Source organism: Micromonospora coxensis, from assembly GCF_900090295.1.
In the GTDB taxonomy this organism is placed as follows: Bacteria; Actinomycetota; Actinomycetes; order Mycobacteriales; family Micromonosporaceae; genus Micromonospora; species Micromonospora coxensis.
The window spans coordinates 3,739,251-3,759,302 of sequence record NZ_LT607753.1 but is presented as its reverse complement, the minus strand read 5'-3'; the positions used below and the strand labels follow the sequence as shown (position 1 = coordinate 3,759,302).

Below are 20,052 nucleotides of genomic sequence, written 5' to 3'. Positions count from 1 at the left end.
TCAGCTCAGGTCGCGCAGCGCGTCCTCGATCGCCCGGTGGAACGTCGGGTACGCGTAGATCATGTGCCGGAGCCGGCTGAGCGGCACGGCGGCGTGCACCGCCACGACCAGCCCCGACAGCACCTCACCGCCGGCCGGGCCGACCGACGTCGCGCCGATCAGCACGCCTTGGTCGGCGTCGGCGACCAGCTTGACGAAGCCCTCGTTGCCGGCCTTGTGGATCCAGCCCCGGGCCGACGACGGGAGCGGGGCGAAGCCGACCTGCACGTTGATCCCGCGCTCCCGGGCCTGCCGCTCGGTGAGGCCGACCGCGCCGACCTCCGGGTCGGTGAAGGTGACCCGGGGCAGGGCCCGGTAGTCGGCGCGCGGGACCATGCCGGCCGCGCCGCCCGGCCCGGACGCGCCCGCGGTACCGCCGACGGCGCTGCTCGCGCCCATCGCGCCGCCGACCACGCTGGCGGTGCCGCTGGCGTCCGGGCCGCCCCGGGCCCGACGGACGTGGTCGAGCAGGTCGGCCACCACGATCGACGCCTGGTACATGGCGACGTGGGTGAACGCCCCCTCGCCGGTGATGTCGCCGACGGCCCACACCCCGTCGGCGGCGTGCATCCGGTCGTCGACCGGCAGGTAGCGCTGCGCGCAGTCGACGCCGACGCTGTCCAGCCCCAACTCCTCCAGGTGGGCCTTGCGGCCGGTGACCACCAGCAGCCGCTCGGCGGTGTACGCCTCGTCGCCCGCGTGCACGGTGAACGCCGCGCCGTCGTGGCTGACCCGCTCGGCCTGCACCCCGGTGTGGATCCGGACCCCGTCGGCGCGCAGCGCCGCCGCCGCGATCTCCGACGCCTCCGGCTCGTCGATGGCGAGCACCCGGTCCGCCGCCTCGACGACGGTCACCCGGACGCCGAACCGGGCGAAGACCTGCGCCAGCTCCAGCCCGATCGCGCCGCCACCGAGCACCAGCAGCGACGAGGGCAGTTCCTCGACCTCGATCGCCTGGTGGTTCGTCCAGTACGGGGTGTCGGCCAGCCCGTCGATCGGCGGGACGGACGGACTGGTGCCGGTGCCGACGACGATGCCGTACCGGGCCTGGAGGACCCGGTCGCCGACGACCACCCGGTCGGGGCCGTCGAGCCGGGCGCTGCCGCGCAGGAACCGGCCGCCCTTGCCGGTGAACCGCTCCACCGCGACCCGGTCGTCCCAGGTGTCGGTGGCCTCCTCGCGGATCCGCCTGGCGACCGGCGCCCAGTCCGGCCGGACCTCCGCCGTGCCGGCCAACTGGTCGACGCGCCGCGCCTCGGCCAGCGCGTTCGCCGCCCGGATCATCATCTTGCTGGGGATGCACCCCCAGTAGGGACACTCCCCACCGACCAGGTTCCGTTCGACGCCGACCACGGTGAGGCCGGCCTCGGCGAGCCGCCCGGCCACCTCCTCGCCGCCGACGCCGAGTCCGACCACCACCACGTCCACGATCTCCGGCTCCGCCATCTGGCCAGCATCCTCCCGCGCGGGGACGTCGGCCAGCGCCGCGCGCCGGAATTCCCGCGCCGGTAACCTCCGCGCGGCCTACGGTGACCCGATGCACGCACGCTTCGCCCCGGTCCGGGACTGCTTCCACGACCTGTTCTCCGCCGGCCGGGAGACGGGCGCCGGCCTGGCCGTCTGGTACGACGGCCGTCCAGTCGTCGACCTGGTCGGCGGCGTCCGCGCGGCGGTCGGGCCCGCGGCACGTTCGGGCGATCCGTGGCGGCCCGACACGCTGGTCGACGTCTACTCCGTCGGCAAGCCGGTGGCGGCGCTCTGCCTGCTCGTGCTGGTCGACCGGGGACGGGTGGAGCTGGACGCACCGGTCGCGGCGTACTGGCCGGAGTTCCGTACGCCCGCCACCGTGCGGCAGGTGCTCAGCCACACCGCCGGGCTGCCGGCCTTCCCGGTGCCCCGGCCCGCGGAGGCGGTCGCCGACTGGACGCTGCTCTGCGCCGACCTGGCCGCCGCCGAACCGGAGTGGGACCCGGGCTCCGTCGCGGGCGAGCACGCCTGGACGTACGGGCACCTGGTGGGCGAGCTGGTCCGCCGGGTGGACGGGCGGACGGTGGGGCGGTTCCTGGCCGAGGAGATCGCCGGCCCGTGGCGGCTCGACCTGGGCTTCGGGCTGGACGCGGCCGACCAGCGCCGCTGCGCCGACCTGTCGTACGGCGATCCGGAGTGGCCGGTGCGGATGCTCGGCGAGCCGGGGTCTTTGCGGGCCCGCGCATTGGGCAACCCCGCCGGTGGCATGGACCTCGCGGTGGTGAACAGCCCGCTGTGGCGGGGCGCGCAGGTGCCCGCGGTCAACCTGCACGCCACCGCGTCCGGGTTGGCCCGGCTCTACGCCGGCCTGCTCGCCGGCGGCACGCTCGACGGGGTCCGCCTGATCGGCGCCGACCTGGTCGCGGAGGCGACCCGGACCCAGTACGACGGCCCTGACCTGCTGCTTGACCGCCGGACCTGCTGGACCCTCGGCATGCAGCGGGAGGAGGACGGGAGCTGGGGGATGGGCGGGATCGGTGGCAGCAGCGCCTGGGCCGACCCGGTGCGCGGCTACGTCTTCGCGTACGCGACGAGCCGGCTCGCCGACCACGACCGGGTGGAGGAACTGGTGGAGGTCCTGCACTCCTGCCTCTGACGACGGGACTCCCGGCCGGGACGGGCGAGGCCACCCGCCCGGCCGGGAACGCCTGGACGCCATCGCCGTTCCGCTGCCGACCGCGTCGACGTCGTACCGCGCGGACAGGCCGGTGTCCGTCCCGGGCGGTGACGGATAGCGGACCGGCCGGTGGGCGCGTCGGCGGTGTCGCGGCGCACCTACCGTCCGTACGCTTCCTCATTCGTGGAGAACGAAGCGCCCGCCGCCGGCCCGGACGGCCGGTCGACCCGTCCGCGCGATCCCGCCGCCCCTGGTCTGCTGGGGGACCGGTCCAGCGTGGCCACCAACGTGATCTCGGCTGTGACGGGGCTGATGACCATGGTCCAGCTGCTCCGCACCGATTCGCTGTGGCTGTTCTGGATCGGGCTGGGCGCTCTCGTCCTCGTCGGCGTGACGGTGTACCAGGTGCGGAAGCGGAACTGGCGGGCGGTGCTTGTCAGCCTCGTCGTGCTGCTGGTCCTGGGCGCGGTCGGCGGGCTGCTCGCCGTCTCCCGGCACCCGGGCCGTCCGCCGGTTGGGGTCGCGGCGTCCACCGCCCCGCAGACCGGCGGGCCCTCGTCCGGCGCTTCGGCGTCCGCTCCGGCCGCCGGCAGCTCCGAGACGTCCGGCGCCCCGTCCGCCGCAGCCGCCAGGCCGATCGTCTTCAGCGACGTGGTGCAGCTCGACAAGAAGACCGGCGTCGACCTGGACGGCCGGCGGGCCGAGCGCAGGGCCAGCCAGGACGCCGTCGTCGACCTCTACCTGGACTGGGGTTACATCCTCTACTCCAGCGTCCGGCACAGCGCGCTGTACGACGACAGCAACCAGGGCCCGGAGCAAGGTGCCGACGCCCGTTGCCGCACCTACCGGGAGGACGACCGGCAGAGCTTCGCGCACCACTACGTCGGGGGCGGCAACCAGCAGTTCTGCTTCACCACCTCCGAGGGGCGTCCCGGCTGGGCGCAGGCGGTGAACTCGGTCGGCGACGGCGGGTTGATCGTCAAGGTCACCGTATGGGAGAAGTAGTTCAGCGGAGCCAGACCGGGTCTGCTCCGGGCACCTCCAGCGGCGGTGGGTAGTCCAGCGTCCGCCGCAGTTCGTCCGGCAGCCGCCACGGCTGGTGCACCGCCTTGCCCGGCACCGACGCCAGCTCGGGCACCCACCTGCGCACGTACCGGCCGTCGGGGTCGTACCGCTCGGCCTGCCGGACCGGGTTGAGGCTGCGGTAGGGCCGGCTGTCGTTGCCGGTGCCGGCGACCCACTGCCAGTTGCCGGAGTTGTTCGCGACGTCCCCGTCCAGCAGCCAGCGGGAGAAGACCTCGACGCCGGGCCGCCAGTCCAGCCCGAGCACCTTGGTCAGGTACCCGGCGGTGATCAGGCGGGCCCGGTTGTGCATCCAGCCCTGTGCCCGTAGCTGCCGCATCCCGGCGTCGACGATCGGCATCCCGGTCCGCCCCTCGGTCCACGCGGCCATGGCCTCGGCGTCGTACCGCCAGTCCTCGGTCGCCCCGCGCCGGTACGCCTTCGTCGAGATCTCCGGGAAGGCGGCGGTGACCTGGTAGTAGAAGTCGCGCCAGCAGAGCTGGCGGACGAAGGGGCCGTTCCGGTCACCGGCCCGGTTCGCCACCGCCAGGGGTGACAGGCAGCCGAAGCGCAGGTAGGGGCTGAGCCGGGAGGTCTCGTCGCCGGCCATGTCGTCGTGGATGTCGTCGTACCGGTCGAGGGTGGCCAGCCACCGGTCGAGCCGGCGTCGACCCGGGCCCTCACCGCCCTCCGCCGCCTGCGGCGACTCGCCCGCCGGCAGGGCGGGCAGCCGGCCGACCCGGACGCCGTCGGGCAGTTCGACCCGCTTCGGGGCGGCCAGTTCCTCCCGCCACCGCGCCGCCAGCCAACTGCGGTGGTACGGGCTGAACACCCGGTAGTGGTCGCCGCCGGCCGGTCGCAGCGCCCCGGGCTCGACGACGGTGACGCCGGGGAAGAGCCGCAGGAACAGCCGGTGCCGGTCGCACTCCTCGCGCAGCCGGCGCTCCCGGCGGTGGGCGTACCGGCTGACGTCGGCGGAGAGGCCGACGCCCTCGGCGTCCACCTCCCGGGCCAGCCGGATCGTCTCGGCGACCGGGTCGCCCCGGCGGACCACCAGGTCCCCGCCGCGCTCGCGCAACGCCTCGCGCAGCCCGGCGAGGCTCTGGTGCAGGAACCGGGTGCGGTTGGGTGAGCGGTCGGCCAGCGCCGGGTCGAGGACGTACAGCGGAACCACCCGGTCGAACGCGGCGCAGGCCGTCGCCAGCGCCGGGTGGTCGTGCACCCGCAGGTCGCGGGTGAAGAGCACGACCGCCGTACGTCGACTCATCGGCGCACCGGCGCCGGTCCGGGCAGGGCGACCGGGCTGCCGGACGGGGTGAGCAGGGCGCGGGCGGCCACCGCCATCCGGCGGCGCTGGGGCACCAGCGCCCGGCGGACGAAGACGTCGTAGTCCTGCGCGGCGACGGCGTCGAGGATGCCGCCGTAGAGCGCGTACGCGGTGCGCATGCACGCCTGCGAGGCGGGGCTGAGCAGTCCGATCCCGGGCGCGGCGGCCGCGTAGTGGGCCTGGGCGCGGCTCACCTCGTACTCGATCAGCTCGCGGATCTTGCCGGTGGTGCGACCCTGCGCCTTCGCCGCGAGCAGGTCCTCGCGGGTCACGTCGAACTTCGCCAGGTCCTCGTCGGGCAGGTAGGTGCGACCCCGGTCGAGGTCCTCGGAGACGTCGCGGATGAAGTTGGTGAGCTGGAAGGCGAAGCCGAGCTGGCGGGCCGGCTCGCGGGCGGCGGCCGGGTCGGAGCTGCCGAGGATCGGCAGCATCATGGTGCCGATCACCGCCGCCGAACCCTCCATGTAGTCGAGCAGGTCGTCGTAGGTCGGGTACGACATGACGGTCAGGTCCATCGCCATGCTGCGCAGGAACGACGCGAAGTCGTCCCGGTCCAGGTCGAAGACGGCGATGGTGTGCAGCACGGCGGGGAGCAGCGGGTCGTCGACCGGTTCGCCGTGCAGGCCGGCGACGAAGCGGGACGACCACTCGTCGAGCCGGGCCGCACGCTCGGCCGGCGGGAGGTCCTCGGTGCGGTCGACGATCTCGTCGGCGTAGCGCGTGAATCCGTACAAGGCGTGCACATGCCGCCGTTTCCAAGCGGGGAGCAGCCGGGTGGCGAGATAGTAGGTGCGCCCGTGCCGTTTGTGCAGCTCCTGACAGCGGGCATAGGCCGCGGTGAGATCGGTGTCCACCGGCCCTCCTCGAAATTCGACGCAGCAATCGACGCAACTCGTAACCCTAGGGTACGCTCCCCCACATGGCCAACGACGCAGTTGCGGGTAACGCGCTCCGCGTCGCGCCGGCACAGCCGGGAGCGACGGACGATCCGGTCCGCGGCGTACTGGCCGCGTTCACCAAGGACCTGATCAAGGGGGTCGACGAGACGCTGGCGGCGTTCCTCGCCGCCGAGGTCGACTCGCTCACCGAGATCGACGCAGCGATGGGTGGCTTCGCCGCAACGGCACGCGACTGCGTGCTGGCCGGCGGCAAGCGGGTCCGCCCGACCTTCGCGTACTGGGGCTGGCGGGGGGTGGTGGGCGGCGGCGAGCCGCTGCCCACGGTGCTGCCCGCGTTCGCCGCGCTGGAACTGCTGCACACCTTCGCCCTGGTGCACGACGACGTGATGGACGCCTCCGACACCCGGCGCGGCCTGCCCACCGCGCACCGGGCCGCCGCCGCGCGGCACCGCGCCGCCGGGCACTCCGGCGACCCGGACCGGTTCGGCGAGGCGGTGGCCGTGCTCATCGGCGACCTCTGCATGGTCTGGGCGGACCGGCTGCTCAGTCACGCCACCCTGCCGGCGGCCCGGCTGTTCGAGGTACGCCGCTGCTACGACCGGATGCGGATCGAGACGGTCGCCGGGCAGTACCTCGACGTGCTCGGCGAGAACGACGCGGCGAACTGGTCGGTGGACCGGGCGCTGCGGGTGGCCCGCTACAAGACCGCCAGCTACACCGTCCAGCGACCGCTGCTCTTCGGCGCGTGCCTGGCCGGGGTCGAGGCCGACGCGCCGCTGATCGCCGCCTACACCCGCTACGGCCTGGCCGTGGGCGAGGCGTTCCAACTCTGCGACGACCTGCTCGGCGTCTACGGCGACCCGGCGACCACCGGCAAGCCGGCCGGCGACGACCTGCGTACCGGCAAGCCGACCGCGCTGCTGATGCTGGCCCGGCAGCTCGCCAGCCCGGGACAGCGGCGGGCGCTGGACCGCGCCGGCACGGCGACCGGGGCCCGTGAGGTGGCCCGGCTGGCCGAGGTGGTCGCCGACACCGGCGCGGTCACCCGGGTCGAACGGATGATCTCCGACCGGGTGGCCGAGGCGCTGACCGCGCTCGACACCGCGTCGATCGACGAGACGGCGCGCACCGCGCTGACCGGACTCGCCACCGCCGCCACCAAGCGGCGGGCATGATGGGCAACTTCGTGAGGGAGGTGGTCACGTGCGGACCGTGAACGGACGTACGGACCGGGTGGTGGTCGTCGGCGCGGGCCTCGGTGGGCTGGCGTGCGCGCTGCACCTGGCCGGCAGCGGCCGGCAGGTGACCGTGGTGGAGCGCGAGCCGGTGCCCGGCGGCCGGGCCGGGCGGCTGAGCGTCGACGGGTACGAGTTCGACACCGGACCCACCGTGCTCACCATGCCGGACCTGATCGCCGAGGCGCTGGGCGCGGTCGGCGAGGAGCTGGACGACTGGCTCGACCTGACCCCGCTCGACCCGGCGTACCGGGCCTACTACCCGGACGGCTCGACGCTGGACGTCATCACCGACACCACCCGGATGGCGGCCGAGATCGCGAAGGTCTGCGGCCCCCGCGAGGCCGACGGCTACCTGCGCTTCGTCGACTACGCGCGCAACCTCTGGCACTGGGAGCGGGCCGACTTCATCGACCGGAACCTGGACGCGCCGACCGACCTGCTCACCGCCAACCTGGTGAAGCTGCTGACCCACGGCGCGTTCCGGCGACTCCAGACGAAGATCAACCAGTTCTTCCGCGACCCCCGCACCCAGCGCATCTTCTCCTTCCAGGCGATGTACGCCGGCCTCGCGCCGCACGACGCGCTGGCCATCTACAGCGTCATCGCGTACCTCGACTCGGTGGCCGGGGTCTACTTCCCGCGCGGCGGCATCCACGCGGTCTCCCGCGGCATGGCCGGCGCCGCCGAGAAGCACGGCGTGCAGTTCCGGTACGGCACCACGGTGACCCGGGTGGAGACCGCCCACGGCCGGGCCACCGGCGTGGTGACCGCCGACGGCGAGCTGATCCCGGCCGACGTCGTCGTGCTCAACCCGGACCTGCCCGTCGCCTACCGCGACCTGCTGCCCGAGGGCCGGCAGCGCAAGCTCACCTACTCGCCGTCCTGCGTGGTCCTGCACGTCGGGTCGACCCAGGGGTATGGCAAGATCGCCCACCACAACATCCACTTCGGACGGTCCTGGAAGGGCACCTTCGACGAGGTGATCCGGCGCGGCGAGCTGATGAGCGACCCGTCGCTGCTGGTCACCAACCCGAGCCGGACCGACCCCTCGGTCGCCCCGGCCGGGCGACACACCTACTACGTGCTCGCCCCGGTGCCCAACCTGGAGCGGGCGCCGTTCGACTGGCGGGGCGACCTCGGCCGCCGCTACGCCGACCAGCTGGTCGGGACACTTGAGGAGCGCGGGTACGTGGGGTTCGGCGACGGCATCGAGGTGCTGCGTACGATCACCCCCGCCGAGTGGGAGGAGCAGGGCATGGCCGCCGGTACGCCGTTCGCCGCCGCGCACAGCCTCTTCCAGACCGGCCCGTTCCGCCCGTCGAACCTGCACCGGAGTCTGTCCAACGTGGTGTTCACCGGCTCCGGCACCCAGCCGGGGGTCGGCGTGCCGATGGTGCTCATCTCCGGCAAGCTCGCCGCCAACCGGGTCACGGGGGCCGGCCGGTGACCACTCGCGGTGCGGTGACCAGGAGGAGTGGGGGGTCACGGCGGTGAAGTCCCGGGAAGGGCACCTGGTCGAGCTGGTCGACGACACCGGCCACGTGCTCGGCGAGGCCACGGTCGCCGCCGCGCACCAGGCGCCGGGACGGCTGCACCGCGCCTTCTCGGTGCTGCTGGTCGACCCGCAGGGACGGGTGCTGCTCCAGCGACGGGCCGCGGTGAAGACCCGGTTCCCGCAACGCTGGGCCAACTCGTGCTGCGGCCACCCCGGCCCCCGCCAGTCGCTGGCCGAGGCCGCCAACCGGCGGCTGGGCGAGGAGCTGGGCGCCGAGCCGGTGTCGCTGACCGAGGTGGGGGTCTACCTCTACTACGCCGAGGACCCGGTCACCGGCCGGGTCGAGTTCGAGTACGACCACGTGCTGCGCGCCGACGTACCGGCCGACGTCACCCTGCGGCCGGACCCGGACGAGGTCGACGAGCTGCGCTGGGTCGACCCGGTCCGGTTGATGACCGAGATCGAGGCCGACCCCCGCGCGTACGCGCCCTGGCTCGGCGGGGTGGTGAGCCGGCTGCTGCACTCCGGCGACCCGGCCGGCCTGACGATCCCCTCCGGCGTACCGGCGGACGACGCTCCGGAGCGGTCGGGTGGCCGATGAGGCGCTGAGCGCGGGGGCCGTCGCACGCCGGTTGGGCGTGGCGGTCACCACGCTGCGTACCTGGCACCAGCGCTACGGCCTCGGTCCCAGTCACCACGTCCCGGGTCACCACCGGCGCTACACGCCGGCCGACCTGGCGCGCCTGGAGATCATGCGCAAGCTCACCGCCGAGGGGGTGGCCCCGGCCGAGGCGGCCCGCTGGGCGAAGCAGGGCCCGGCCGTCAGCCCCGGCGCCGAACTGCGGATGAGGGGCGTCCGGGACGGCGGCGGGCAGACCATCCCGGTCGGCCGGGCCGGGCCGGTCGCCCGGGGCATGGCCCGGGCCGCCATGCGGCTGGACTCGGTGGCGATCAGCGAGACGATCGCGCACTCGCTGGCCCGCGACGGTGTGATCGCCACCTGGGAGGGGCTGCTCCGCCCGGTGCTGGCCGGCATCGGCGAGCGGCACGCCGCCACCGCCGGGCTGATCGAGGTGGAGCATCTGGTCTCCCGCTGCGTCTCGGAGGCGTTCGCCGCCGTCGCCCGCGCCGGCACGGCCACCGGCCCACCCCGGATCCTGCTCTCCTGCGCCGACGAGGAGCAGCACAGCCTTCCGCTGGAGGCGCTGGCCGCCGCGCTGGCCGAGGCCGGGGTCGCGTACCGGATGCTCGGGGCGAGGGTGCCGGTGGCGGCGTTGACCGAGGCGGTGAACCGGACCGGACCGGCGGCCGTGGTGATCTGGTCGCACACCCGGGCGACCGCCGACCCGGGGCAGCTCAGCGCCCTGCTCGGGGTGCCCCGCCGGCCGCTGCTGGTGCTGGCGGCCGGGCCGGGCTGGCGGGCCGACACGCTGCCCGCCGGGGTGGTCCGCCCGGTCGACCTGGCCGAGGCGGTCTCGCTGGCGCTGGCCGTCCGGGACTCGCTGGACCAGTCGACGGGGGACTGACCGGCCCTGCCGGATTCACGTTTCGTCCGTTACCGTCGGGGCGGTCCGCGTACCCGATCCCCTCGGAGTGACGATGCGTCCACGCCCCGTCCTGGCGGTCGCCCTGGCCCTGGTCCTGCTCCTCGTCGGATGTGGCGAGCAGCAGCGGAACAGCCGGCAGGTCTCGGCGCCCGCCCCGGCGGTCTCGACGGACCCGTCCGCCGCCGGAACCCCGTCGCCCGCGGCGCGACCCACCACCAGGCCGAAACCCCGGTTGCGGCCGACGCCCAAGACGCTCCCCGCCGGCCTGCGGCGCGCCACCGGCGTACGGGCGGTGGCGCTGACCTTCGACGACGGCCCGGACCCGACCTGGACGCCGAAGGTCCTCGACCAGCTGAGGGCGGCCCGGGTGAAGGCGACGTTCTGCGTGGTCGGCACCCAGGTCCGCAAGCACCCGCAGCTGGTGGCGCGGATCGTCCGGGAGGGCCACCAGCTCTGCAACCACAGTTGGCGGCACGACTTCGACCTCGGCCGCCGGCCGGTGGCCGAGATCCGGGCCGACCTGACCCGCACCAACCAGGCGATCCGGGCGGCCGTCCCGGGCGCCAAGGTGCCCTTCTTCCGGCAGCCCGGCGGCCGGTGGACGCCGGAGGTGGTGACGGTGGCCCGTCAGCTCGGCATGCGCTCGCTGCACTGGAGCGTGGACCCGCAGGACTGGGCCAAGCCCACCGCCCCGGTGCTGACCAAGCGGATCCAGGCCGGCGTACGCCCCGGCGCGATCGTCCTGATGCACGACGGTGGGGGCGACCGGAGCCGCACCCTGGCCGCCTGCGGACACCTGATCGCCGACCTGAAACGGCGCTTCGGCATCGCTCCACCCCGCTGACAGCCTCTCTGAGCTGCGGTTTTGCGGAGCGCTGTGCCCCTGGCCATACCGGTTTGGTCGTCCGCCCGGGCATGGCATATGCTTCTCATGCCTCCGGCGGGGCCGGATGGGAGCAAGTCCGCTTGAAGTTGCGAGTGTGCAATGATGGCGGGGCCGCCCTCATCGTCTAGCGGCCCAGGACGCCGCCCTTTCAAGGCGGTAGCACGGGTTCGAATCCCGTTGGGGGCACGGTCCGGCTTCGGCCGGATGCAACATCAGCTAGGTCCTGTGGAGCAGTTGGAGTGCTCGCCGCCCTGTCAAGGCGGAGGTCGCGGGTTCAAGTCCCGTCAGGACCGCCAGCGCCGACGCCGCGTGAACCATTGCGCGGCGTTCTGCGTATCGGAGCGTGTGACCTGTTCGGCGGAGACCCCGCCTTCCGGGTAGCATGAGCCGAGCACCACGGCCAGGTAGCTCAGTTGGTACGAGCGTCCGACTGAAAATCGGAAGGTCGGCGGTTCGACCCCGCCCCTGGCCACATAGCCTTTCGCCGGGCTACTGAAACGCCGACCAGCGGAAACGCAGGTCGGCGTTTCTGCGTCCCACCCTGAGCCGAGCCCGTTCGGCGGGAGCCCTGGCACCCGACTGTCGTCCCCGCGATGGATCCGGACAGTCAGTCGCGCCGTAGGACGTACCAGGCCGGCGCGGCGGCGAGAAGGAGCAGCGCCACCACGAACAAGGTGACCTTCGCCGGGTAGGGCATGGGGACGACGAACGGCACCTGCTGGACCAGCTGGCTCGCCCCGATGAGCGCGGCGCCGCCTCCGGCGCGGACGGGTCGGGATCGCTGCCTCGGCGTCAGGCGGGCGAGGCGCACCCAGGTCGGCGAAACTGCCGCGACACGGCGACGCGGACGCCGAACACGACCGCGAACCCGCTGACGGCCACGAGCACCAGGCGGAGCACGGCCAGCACCGGGTCGTCGTCGATCAAGCTCATGCGGCCATCATCGAGACGAGTGTCAAGGGCACCGGGGCGTCCGCCCCTAGGGGACCGGGCCGGGAGGCTCCCGATGGTGAGCGGACCCACCCGCAGCCGAGACTGGGCGCATGACAACAGATGGGAAGTTCCCCGGTCTGCTCGGCGAACCGTGGCGGAGGGCGTATGGCCCGGCGTCCCGCCGTGCCTTCTGGTCCTCCGTCCTCGCCGTGCCCCGGGCGCTCGGGGCCGCGGTCCGAGCCGTCCGCGGGGGACGGCCCGGCAACCTGGTCACGGCGCTGGTGGCGCTGCCGGTCGCGCTCGCCTCGTCGGCCCTGACCGCCGTCCTGGCCTTTCTGGTGCTGATCAACGTGTTGGCGTACCCGTGGCGGGAACAGCTCGTGGGCTCCGGGCCGACCGACGGCGGGTACGCGGAGTCGTGGGGTGGCCCCACCCTCGCCGGCGCCTGGGCCACCCACGCCGGGCTGACCCTCGCGCTGGTCGTGCCGGTCGTCGCGTGGGCCGTCCGAGGGCTGACCGCCGTGCAGCGGCGGCTCACCGACGCGCTGCCGGACCGGGCGGAGGCCGGGGCGGCACCGTCACCCCAGGTGGACGCCGGGGCGGCACACCGGGCGGGGGCGAGGCCGCCGCACCGGGCCGGTACCGAGGCGCTGCCGGCAGGACGCACCCCCGTCACGGCGGTGGGTACCGGGTGGCACCGGCTGGTCACCGTGATCGGAGCGGTCGCCCTCTTCGTGGCCCTGTCCCTCACCGCGCACACGGCCGGGATCGGCGACAACCTGCTCTGGGCACCCCGGGACCTCACCAGCGGGGTAGCCCTGGCGGTCACCCTCGCCCCGCTCGCGGCGCTGCCCGTGCTGGCCCGTACGGCCTGGTGGCGCAGGCCGCACTGAACGCTCGCGCAGCACAGCGCGCCGGGCCGAACCGGTCAGCGTTCGGGTCGCCTGCCGACCTGACGCCGGTCCGTTCTGACCGGCCGCGACACTCCCGCACCGGCCGGGCCGGTCAGCGGTCGGGCCGCTGCTGGCCCTGGCGTCGTTGGGCCATGCCGCCCTGGATCGCCTCCCACACGCTGCGGCCGGCCTGGCGCAGCGTCTCGCCCGCCTGTCCGGCGAACTGGGCGGCCGGCGAGGCGCCCCGGCGCTCACGGTCACCGGCGGTCGTACCCCGGTCGGCGGGTCGGGGCCCGGTGGGCGCCGGTGGCGGGCCGCCCGCCGGGACCTCGGCGCCCGGACGGGGCGGGCGGCTGGTCGGCGGTGGCTCCAGCGGAGGTTCCGGTGGGGAGCCCACCGGCGACGGCCCCGCCGGGGACTCCGGGCGGGGGCCGGTGGGCCGCTCCGTCTCCCCGGCCGGCCCGGCTGCTCTCCCGACCGGCTCGGCTGCCTTGCCGGCCGGCTGGGCAGGCTTCCCGGCGGCGGGCTCGGCAGGCGTCCCCGCCGGCCCGGCAGGCCGCCCGGGCGGCTCGACCGGCATCGCGGGTTCGCGGGCCGGTCCGGTGGCGTTCCCCGCCGGCCCGGTCCCGGTCGCCGTCGGCCCGGTGGCCGTCCCGGCGGGCCGCGCCGACCTCTCCGTGACGGGTGCGGCGGGGCCGGCAGGCCCGGCGGCGCGGGCGGCCTCGCGCAGGGTCCGGTCGGCCACCGCGCCGATCGCGCCGACCTGCTGGCCGGCCTCGTCGACGACGGGAGCGGCAGCGGCCCCCCGCCGCTCGGCCCTCCGCTCGACGTCGTCGAGGGAGACGTTCGCGGTACGGGCCAGCGCCTGGATGATCTCCGGGTTCCGGTCGAGCGTGGTGAGCGCCCGGTCCAGAATCTCCACCAGCTTCTCCAGCCGGACCTTCAGCAACGCCTCGGCGCTGACCCCCTCGAGATCCAGTTCCACCCCCTCCAGGCGTACCCGGACCCCGGCGTCGATCTGGAGCAGATTGGCCAGCCGGGCACGCAACGACACGTCCGCGTCGAGCCGGTCGACCGCCAGCCGCAGCGAGTCGACCGACACCTCCGGGATGTCGAGCAGCACGTCCGGCTCGGCCTCGTGACCGCCGTCGGTCCGCTCCGGCTCCCGCGCCTGGCTCATCGTCCGCTCCCCACCCGCGGCCCGGCCGTGGACCACGTCAGCCGCGGTTACCCCGATAGCCGACCGCCATCCGTGAGACCGCCGGCCGAGCTCGATGAGGCGTACGCCATGGTGCCGGCAGGGCGGTGTCCGGCGCCGGGGAACACCGCCCTGTCGGCGCGACGGGGTCGGGTCACCCCGGTCTGCGGGGCCGGCCGACGAAGGCACTTGCCGTTCCGTTCCACTGTCCGGAAGCGGGCAGCACACGAAGCTGCACACCGAGGCATGAGCCGGTATGGTCCGGGCCTATGGGACAGGAGATGGCGGAGGTCCATCAGGACGTCGAGCGGTACGCGCTCCGCAGCACCCTCCTCGCCCCAGTCACCGCCGACCTGGCGTTCGCGGTGTTCACCGGGGCGCTGACCGAGTGGTGGGTACGCGAGTACACGTGGTCCGGCCCGGCGGCGCTGGCCGAACTGGGCATGGAGCCACGGGCGGGCGGGATGCTCTACGAGATCGGCCCGTACGGCTTCCGCAGCGACTGGGGCCGGGTGCTCACCTGGGACCCGCCGAAGCGGCTGGTCTTCACCTGGCAGATCGGCCCGGACCGGGTGCCGGTGCCGGATCCGGCGCGGGCCAGCGAGGTCGAGGTGCTCTTCCTGCCCGACGCCTCCGGCGACACCCGGGTCGAGGTGGAGCACCGGCACTTCGACCGGCACGGCGAGGCTGCCGAAGGCTACCGGCAGGCGCTCACCGCCGGCTGGCACGAGCTGCTCAGCCGCTTCCTGGCCACGGTCACCCGCCACGCCGCCGACGGCTGACGGCGGGCTGGGCACAACCCGGTCGCGTCTCCGTCCGAGTCACCCGGGCGGGTCGCGTCTGTCACCCGCGACCCCGACCACGGGAGCAGGGACGACGGCAGGGCGGTGGGCGTCAGCGGGTGATGGGGCGGCTGCCCGCCGTCCCGTCGACCACGTCGCGTCCGCCGAGGTCGGCCCGGCGGCCCGCCTCGGCCCCGGAGCCGAAGCCGCCACCGACGAGCCGGCGCGGGGGTGCCGTCCTCAGCCTCGGGTAGACCTCGTCGACCCGTCGGGCCACCCGGTCGGAGCGGTCCGCGAGGACCAGCGCGACGGACCGGCCGCCCTGCTCGGCCGCCGCGCCCGCCTCGGCCGCGCGCAGCCGCTGGGAGACCACCCGGGCGAAGCCGGCCAGCCAGGACCGGCGGAAGGCGGCCGGGTGCTCACCGGCCGGCACGGGGGTGCCGGCCAACCCGTGCGCGGCCTGCACCAGCAGCGAGGTGAAGAGCAGGTCGACCCGCTCCAGGTCGCTGGCGAAGCCGAACAGGTGCACGGCGAAGCCGTCGCCCTGCCGCCGGCGCACGCAGCGGCAGCGCAGCGGGTCGGCCACCGCGGCGAGCAGTCCCGCCTTGTCGCGGGCGTACGGGGCGACGACGTCGACCACCCGGTCGCCGACCGGGTCGGTGGTCGGGTCGCGGACGGCCAGCAGCGCCCGGTCGACGCCGTACCGCGCGATCAGCTCGGTGGCCTTGGCGGTGAAGGCGGCGGACTCGGCGGGCGTGCAGGCCGGGTCCTCGGCCTTGGCCAGCAGCTTGCGCACCTTGCTGAGCATCGCCTCGGACATGCACCAGAGCTATCACATCGGACCAGACGGTCCACCTCGGACGGATCGACCGGTACGATCACCACGCTCAGCACCCTGTCCGCAACACAGGGTCCACCTTCACCCCCCTGGAGGCATCCGCATGGCATCCCCGGTCGCCCGCCTGACGGCACTCACGGCGGCGCTGTCCCTGCTCGCCCTCGGCTCCCCCGCCCACGCCGCCCCCGAGACGAACCTGTTCGGGTCGTACGCCACCTGCTACGGCGGGGCGGTCCGCTCGTACTTCCAGACCGCCGGTTGGGGTGGTGACGCCGGGCCGTACCGCACCAGCACCCGGTGCCGGGACATCAACGTGCGCAACGCCAGCGAGTTCGGCGTCGAGGCGTGCGTGATCTTCATCGACAAGACGGACAAGTGCAACTACCGGACGTACCTGCCGTCGAGGTCCGACTTCATCACGGTGGCGACGAACGTCCGTGACGGCGTCCGGTTCCAGGTCCGCTTCGAGACCCTGCGCTACGAGTACGAGCCGCTGGTCGCGTACCACGCGTACTGAGCGACCACGGGGTGCCCGGCTCCGGCCGGGCGCCCCACCGCCGTCAGCGGGCCCGACTGCGCAGGGTGGCCACGGTCGAGCCGGCGAGGGTGAGCAGGCACTCGGGCAGCAGGCCGTCGGCGGCGGCCGCCCCGAAGAGGGCCTCCCCGGTGTCCGCGTCGTGGTTGGCGTACGCGCTGACGAAGCGGGCCACCCAGCGGGCGTCGTACCGGGCCTCGTCGATGCCGGGGAAGTCCAGCGCGGCGGTCCCGGAGGGCGGCGGGTCCCCGACCATGGTGGCGGCGAGGCACCAGGCCACCCCGTACGCCCCTTCGAGCCCCGACCGGTCGACCACCGCGTCGAAGGTTCCCACCACCGCGTCACCGTCGCCGGCCAGGGCCGAACGGAGCACGGCGGTCGCGTCGTCGAACGTCTGTTGCGGCAGGTCGGTCACCTGGGCAACGGTAGGACCGGGGGTCAAGCGGTGACCCGGAATCTCCCTGCGGTGACGCAGCGTACGGGCGGCTGTCGGGCCACCGACGGGGGTGGACTCCACGCTCCCACCAGCGGCGTCGGCACGCTATGGTGCGCAGCGAACCTCCCCGGAGGAAGGACGACGATGCTCGCAACACGCGGCCCGCGCGCTGCCATCCTGGCGGCGGGTGCGGCGTTCCTGCTCGCCACCAGCGCATGCGGGACCACCGACAAGCCCGAGGACTCGGCAGCCCCACAGGTGCGCCTCTACGGCACCGACGGCAACATGCTGAACTCCTTCCCGGGGGAGTTGAAGGATCGGGGCAATCTGGTCGACGGCATGAAGGGCACCACCCCGCTCACGCCGTTGACCGAGGACTTCAAGGAGCGACTGCTCGCGGTCGACCCCGACCTGAAGGACTACCTCTACGCCGCCGAGGCGTACGACGCGGTGGTGATCAGCGCGTTGGCGGCGCAGCTCGCCGGGAGCACCGACCCGGCGGCCATCGCCCGGCAGATCGTCGGGGTGACCACCAACGGCCAGCGCTGCACGGAGACGAAGGCCTGCCTGGCGCTGGCCCGCGCCGGGCAGGACATCGAGTACCGCGGCCCCTCGCTGTCGCGGGCCGGCTTCACCGACAACGGCGAGCCGGCCACCGCGAGCTACGCGACGATGCACTTCGACGACCAGAAGATCAACGACGCGAAGACCGAGTTCGTCGGCGCCGGTGACGAGTCCGGGGCGAGCACCAAGCTCCCGCCGAAGCCGAAGAAGCAGCAGGGTGGCCGCACCGACCGCAGCGACGGCTCCCCGCTGATCCTCGGCGGGCTGCTGCCGAAGACCGGTGACCTGGCCCTGGCCAACCCGCCGCTGGCGGCCGGCGCCGCCCTGGCGGTCCGGGAGATCAACGCCGCGGGTGGCGTGCTCGGTGAGCCGATGGTCTGGATCGACGGCGACGACGGCACCAGCGTGGCGGTCGCCAAGGCCACCGTCGCCTCGCACATCCGCGACAAGGTGCACGTCATCATCGGCGCCGGCGGTTCCGGCATCTCCGCCGCCGTGCTGCCGGACGTGGTGGCGGCCGGCCGGATCCTCTTCTCGCCCTCGAACACCGACTCCGGGCTGAGCAAGGCCGACGACAAGGGCCTGTACTTCCGTACCGCCCCGCCGGACAGCCTCCAGGGCCGCGCCCTGGCCGACGTCATGCTGCGCGACGGCCCGGACCGGATCGTCGTGGTGGCCCGCAAGGACTCCTACGGCGAGGGCCTCCAGGAGACCGTCCGGGCCGAGCTGGAGCGGGCCGGCATCGGCGCCGACCGGGTGAAGCTGCTGACCTACGAGCCGCCGGAGGACGCCCAGGCCGCCCCGGTGGACTTCAGCGGCATGGCCAAGGAGATCAAGACGTACGGCCCGGAGGCGGTGCTGGTCATCGGCTTCGCCGAGTCCGCCGGGCTGATCACGGCGCTGGACGAGGCGGGCGTGCCGATCCGGCACTGAGCACCACCGACGACGACGGCCGCACCGGGCATCCGGTGCGGCCGTCGCGGCGTACGGGGGTCAGCGGGAGCGCCGCCGCTCCAGGAACTCGGTCATCCGCCGCCGCTTCTCCTCGTCCTCGAAGAGCACCGCCTGACTGACCAGGTCGAGGTGCGGGTGCGCGGCCGGCGGCGCGTCCACGGCCAGCTTGGTCAGCCGCAGCGCCAGCGCCGAGCCCTTCGCCATCTCGTCGATCAGCTCGTGCGCGGTGGGCAGCAGCTCCGCCGGCTCGGCCACCACCCGGTTCACCAGGCCGATCCGCAGCGCCTCCTCGGCGTCCACCCGGCGGCCGGTGAAGAGCAGCTCCTTGGCCCGGGCCTCGCCGACGAGGGCCGGCAGCCGGTGGGTGGCGCCCGCGCCGGCCAGGATGCCCAACCGCACCTCCGGCTGGCCGAAGACCGCCCGCGCCGTGCAGACCCGCAGATCGCACGCGTACGCCAGCTCGGCGCCGCCGCCCAGCGCCGGCCCGTCCACGGCGGCCACGCTCGGCATGGGCAGCGCCCGGATCCGGGCGAAGGCGGCCTGGTTGATCGCGGCGAGGGCGTCCAGTCGCCCCCGCTCCCGGAGCTGGCCGATGTCCGCACCGCCGGCGAAGATGCCCTCCGCCCCGCCGGTGAGCAGCAGCAGCCGGGGGCGGGCCTCCAGTTCGGCGCAGACCGCGTGCAGCTCGGCGATCAGGTCGGCGTCGATGGCGTTGCGTTTCTCCGGCCGGTCCAGCGTCACCACCAGCCGGTCGGGCAGTTCCTCGATCCGCAGCCCGCTCATGCCCGCGCCCCTTCCCCGGCAGCCGGCCCGGCGGCCCGGCGGCCGTCCACCCAGGTGTAGAAGCCCTGGCCGGACTTCTTGCCCAGCTTCCCGGCGGCCACCATCTCGACCAGCAGCGGCGGCGGGGCGAACCGGTCCCCGTACGCGGCCTGCAGGGTGCGCGCGATGTCGAGCCGGACGTCGAGCCCGACCAGGTCGGTGAGTTCCAGCGGGCCGACCGGGTGCCGGTAGCCGAGCACCATCGCCTTGTCGATGTCGGCGGGGGCGGCCACCCCGTCGGCGACCATCCGGATCGCCTCCAGGCCGAGGGTGACCCCGAGCCGGGAGGTGGCGAAGCCGGGCATGTCGCGTACCACGACGGGGTCCTTGCCCAGCCGGCCGGCGAGCGCGACGGCCGCGTCCGTGGTGGCCACGGCGGTGGCCGGGCCGACCACGACCTCCAGCAGGGCCATCGCCCAGACCGGGTTGAAGAAGTGCAGCCCGAGGAAGCGCTCCGGCCGGGCCAGCCCCTCGGCCAGCTCGGCGATCGGGATGCTGGAGGTGTTGCTGCCCAGCAGCGCCGGGCGCAGGGCCTCGGCCTCGGCCAGCACGGCGCGCTTGAGGTCCACCCGCTCCGGCACCGCCTCGACGACCACGTCGGGCTCCGGCGCGACCTCCGCCGGCGCCGCCCGCAGGGTCAGCCGGTCCCGGTTCGCGGCGGCCTGCCCGGCGTCGAGCTTCCCGCGTGCCACGGCCCGGTCCCACAGCTCGCCGAGGCGTGCGGCGGCGGCCTCCGCCCGGTCCCGGTCGACCTCGACGAGTTCAACGGCGTAGCCGGCACCGGCGGCGACGTACGCGATCCCGAGGCCCATCGTGCCGGCCCCGACGACGACAAAACGACCACTCATGACGCTCCCTCGCTGCGCGCGGCGACGCACGGGGTCTCCGCCGCGCCGTGCCGTGCGCTCCTGCGTGCGACCCTATGCAGCACCGGTGACGGCGGTATGCGTGGGGGATCGC

20 protein-coding genes and 3 tRNA genes are annotated in these 20,052 nt (G+C 74.4%); 14 read left to right on the top strand and 9 right to left on the bottom strand.

Going from position 1 to position 20,052, the window contains the following annotated elements; all coding sequences use genetic code 11:
- Entirely contained in the window at positions 1 to 1,485 is a 1,485-nt protein-coding gene (locus GA0070614_RS17085) for a dihydrolipoyl dehydrogenase family protein (RefSeq protein ID WP_088976899.1), read from the bottom strand.
- A gap of 91 nt (positions 1,486 to 1,576) precedes the next feature.
- On the opposite strand from GA0070614_RS17085, the gene GA0070614_RS17080 reads away from it, so the two are divergent.
- A complete protein-coding gene (locus tag GA0070614_RS17080) occupies positions 1,577 to 2,662 on the top strand; it encodes a serine hydrolase domain-containing protein (RefSeq protein ID WP_088976898.1) in 1,086 nt (361 codons plus the stop codon).
- A 204-nt stretch (positions 2,663 to 2,866) separates the two neighbouring features.
- Positions 2,867 to 3,688 carry a hypothetical protein gene (locus GA0070614_RS17075; RefSeq protein WP_088976897.1) on the top strand — a complete coding sequence of 274 codons (822 nt, stop codon included), beginning with the start codon at positions 2,867 to 2,869 and terminating at the stop codon, positions 3,686 to 3,688.
- 1 nt (position 3,689) lies between these two features.
- Here GA0070614_RS17075 and GA0070614_RS17070 read toward each other — a convergent pair whose 3' ends face one another.
- Positions 3,690 to 5,012 (bottom strand): cryptochrome/photolyase family protein, encoded by a 1,323-nt coding sequence (locus GA0070614_RS17070; RefSeq protein ID WP_088976896.1) that lies wholly within the window; start codon positions 5,010 to 5,012, stop codon positions 3,690 to 3,692.
- Complete coding sequence (locus tag GA0070614_RS17065) at positions 5,009 to 5,926, bottom strand: phytoene/squalene synthase family protein (RefSeq protein ID WP_088976895.1); 918 nt, start codon at positions 5,924 to 5,926, stop codon at positions 5,009 to 5,011. Before GA0070614_RS17065 ends, GA0070614_RS17070 begins: the two co-directional genes overlap by 4 nt.
- 65 nt (positions 5,927 to 5,991) lie before the next feature.
- On the opposite strand from GA0070614_RS17065, the gene GA0070614_RS17060 reads away from it, so the two are divergent.
- From GA0070614_RS17060 to GA0070614_RS17025, 8 genes are all read left to right on the top strand, one after another.
- Positions 5,992 to 7,146: a polyprenyl synthetase family protein gene (locus tag GA0070614_RS17060; RefSeq protein ID WP_088976894.1), complete on the top strand. Its 1,155-nt coding sequence runs from the start codon at positions 5,992 to 5,994 to the stop codon at positions 7,144 to 7,146.
- A 28-nt stretch (positions 7,147 to 7,174) separates the two neighbouring features.
- Complete coding sequence (crtI, locus tag GA0070614_RS17055) at positions 7,175 to 8,656, top strand: phytoene desaturase family protein (RefSeq protein WP_088976893.1); 1,482 nt, start codon at positions 7,175 to 7,177, stop codon at positions 8,654 to 8,656.
- A 43-nt stretch (positions 8,657 to 8,699) separates the two neighbouring features.
- Positions 8,700 to 9,305, top strand: coding sequence for an isopentenyl-diphosphate Delta-isomerase (gene idi, locus GA0070614_RS17050; protein ID WP_088976892.1), 606 nt, complete (start codon positions 8,700 to 8,702; stop codon positions 9,303 to 9,305).
- On the top strand, positions 9,295 to 10,230 hold the full coding sequence (locus tag GA0070614_RS17045) for a MerR family transcriptional regulator (protein WP_088976891.1): 936 nt from the start codon (positions 9,295 to 9,297) through the stop codon (positions 10,228 to 10,230). The genes idi and GA0070614_RS17045 overlap by 11 nt, the downstream gene beginning before the upstream one ends.
- Before the next feature lie 73 nt (positions 10,231 to 10,303).
- The gene (locus tag GA0070614_RS17040; protein WP_088976890.1) at positions 10,304 to 11,095 is read left to right on the top strand and encodes a polysaccharide deacetylase family protein; all 792 of its coding nucleotides are present in this window, start codon (positions 10,304 to 10,306) and stop codon (positions 11,093 to 11,095) included.
- 155 nt (positions 11,096 to 11,250) lie between these two features.
- Positions 11,251 to 11,323, top strand: a tRNA-Glu gene (locus tag GA0070614_RS17035).
- Between the two features lie 33 nt (positions 11,324 to 11,356).
- Positions 11,357 to 11,433 (top strand) — tRNA-Asp (locus GA0070614_RS17030).
- 102 nt (positions 11,434 to 11,535) lie between these two features.
- Positions 11,536 to 11,609: transfer RNA gene (locus tag GA0070614_RS17025), tRNA-Phe, on the top strand.
- Between the two features lie 320 nt (positions 11,610 to 11,929).
- Here GA0070614_RS17025 and GA0070614_RS30255 read toward each other — a convergent pair.
- Entirely contained in the window at positions 11,930 to 12,070 is a 141-nt protein-coding gene (locus GA0070614_RS30255; RefSeq protein WP_157745022.1) for a hypothetical protein, read from the bottom strand.
- A gap of 110 nt (positions 12,071 to 12,180) precedes the next feature.
- On the opposite strand from GA0070614_RS30255, the gene GA0070614_RS31425 reads away from it, so the two are divergent.
- Positions 12,181 to 12,963 (top strand): hypothetical protein, encoded by a 783-nt coding sequence (locus GA0070614_RS31425; protein ID WP_157745021.1) that lies wholly within the window; start codon positions 12,181 to 12,183, stop codon positions 12,961 to 12,963.
- Positions 12,964 to 13,075: 112 nt separating this feature from the next.
- Here the strand turns inward: GA0070614_RS31425 and GA0070614_RS17010 are convergent, their stop codons facing one another.
- Positions 13,076 to 14,143, bottom strand: a complete 1,068-nt coding sequence (locus tag GA0070614_RS17010) for a hypothetical protein (RefSeq protein ID WP_157745020.1) — start codon at positions 14,141 to 14,143, stop codon at positions 13,076 to 13,078.
- Between the two features lie 287 nt (positions 14,144 to 14,430).
- Here GA0070614_RS17010 and GA0070614_RS17005 point away from each other — a divergent pair, with 287 nt between their 5' ends.
- Positions 14,431 to 14,943 (top strand): SRPBCC family protein, encoded by a 513-nt coding sequence (locus GA0070614_RS17005; RefSeq protein ID WP_088976886.1) that lies wholly within the window; start codon positions 14,431 to 14,433, stop codon positions 14,941 to 14,943.
- Between the two features lie 112 nt (positions 14,944 to 15,055).
- Here the strand turns inward: GA0070614_RS17005 and GA0070614_RS17000 are convergent, their stop codons facing one another.
- Positions 15,056 to 15,763: a DUF2786 domain-containing protein gene (locus GA0070614_RS17000; RefSeq protein WP_088976885.1), complete on the bottom strand. Its 708-nt coding sequence runs from the start codon at positions 15,761 to 15,763 to the stop codon at positions 15,056 to 15,058.
- A 121-nt stretch (positions 15,764 to 15,884) separates the two neighbouring features.
- On the opposite strand from GA0070614_RS17000, the gene GA0070614_RS16995 reads away from it, so the two are divergent.
- On the top strand, positions 15,885 to 16,298 hold the full coding sequence (locus GA0070614_RS16995) for a hypothetical protein (RefSeq protein WP_088976884.1): 414 nt from the start codon (positions 15,885 to 15,887) through the stop codon (positions 16,296 to 16,298).
- Positions 16,299 to 16,341: 43 nt separating this feature from the next.
- Here GA0070614_RS16995 and GA0070614_RS16990 read toward each other — a convergent pair whose 3' ends face one another.
- Positions 16,342 to 16,731, bottom strand: a complete 390-nt coding sequence (locus GA0070614_RS16990) for a hypothetical protein (RefSeq protein ID WP_088976883.1) — start codon at positions 16,729 to 16,731, stop codon at positions 16,342 to 16,344.
- A 165-nt stretch (positions 16,732 to 16,896) separates the two neighbouring features.
- Here GA0070614_RS16990 and GA0070614_RS16985 point away from each other — a divergent pair, with 165 nt between their 5' ends.
- Complete coding sequence (locus tag GA0070614_RS16985; RefSeq protein ID WP_088976882.1) at positions 16,897 to 18,249, top strand: ABC transporter substrate-binding protein; 1,353 nt, start codon at positions 16,897 to 16,899, stop codon at positions 18,247 to 18,249.
- Positions 18,250 to 18,309: 60 nt separating this feature from the next.
- Here the strand turns inward: GA0070614_RS16985 and GA0070614_RS16980 are convergent, their stop codons facing one another.
- Positions 18,310 to 19,053 (bottom strand): enoyl-CoA hydratase/isomerase family protein, encoded by a 744-nt coding sequence (locus GA0070614_RS16980; protein WP_088976881.1) that lies wholly within the window; start codon positions 19,051 to 19,053, stop codon positions 18,310 to 18,312.
- Complete coding sequence (locus GA0070614_RS16975) at positions 19,050 to 19,940, bottom strand: 3-hydroxyacyl-CoA dehydrogenase family protein (protein ID WP_088976880.1); 891 nt, start codon at positions 19,938 to 19,940, stop codon at positions 19,050 to 19,052. The genes GA0070614_RS16980 and GA0070614_RS16975 overlap by 4 nt, the downstream gene beginning before the upstream one ends.
- Between the last annotated feature and the right edge of the window lie 112 nt (positions 19,941 to 20,052).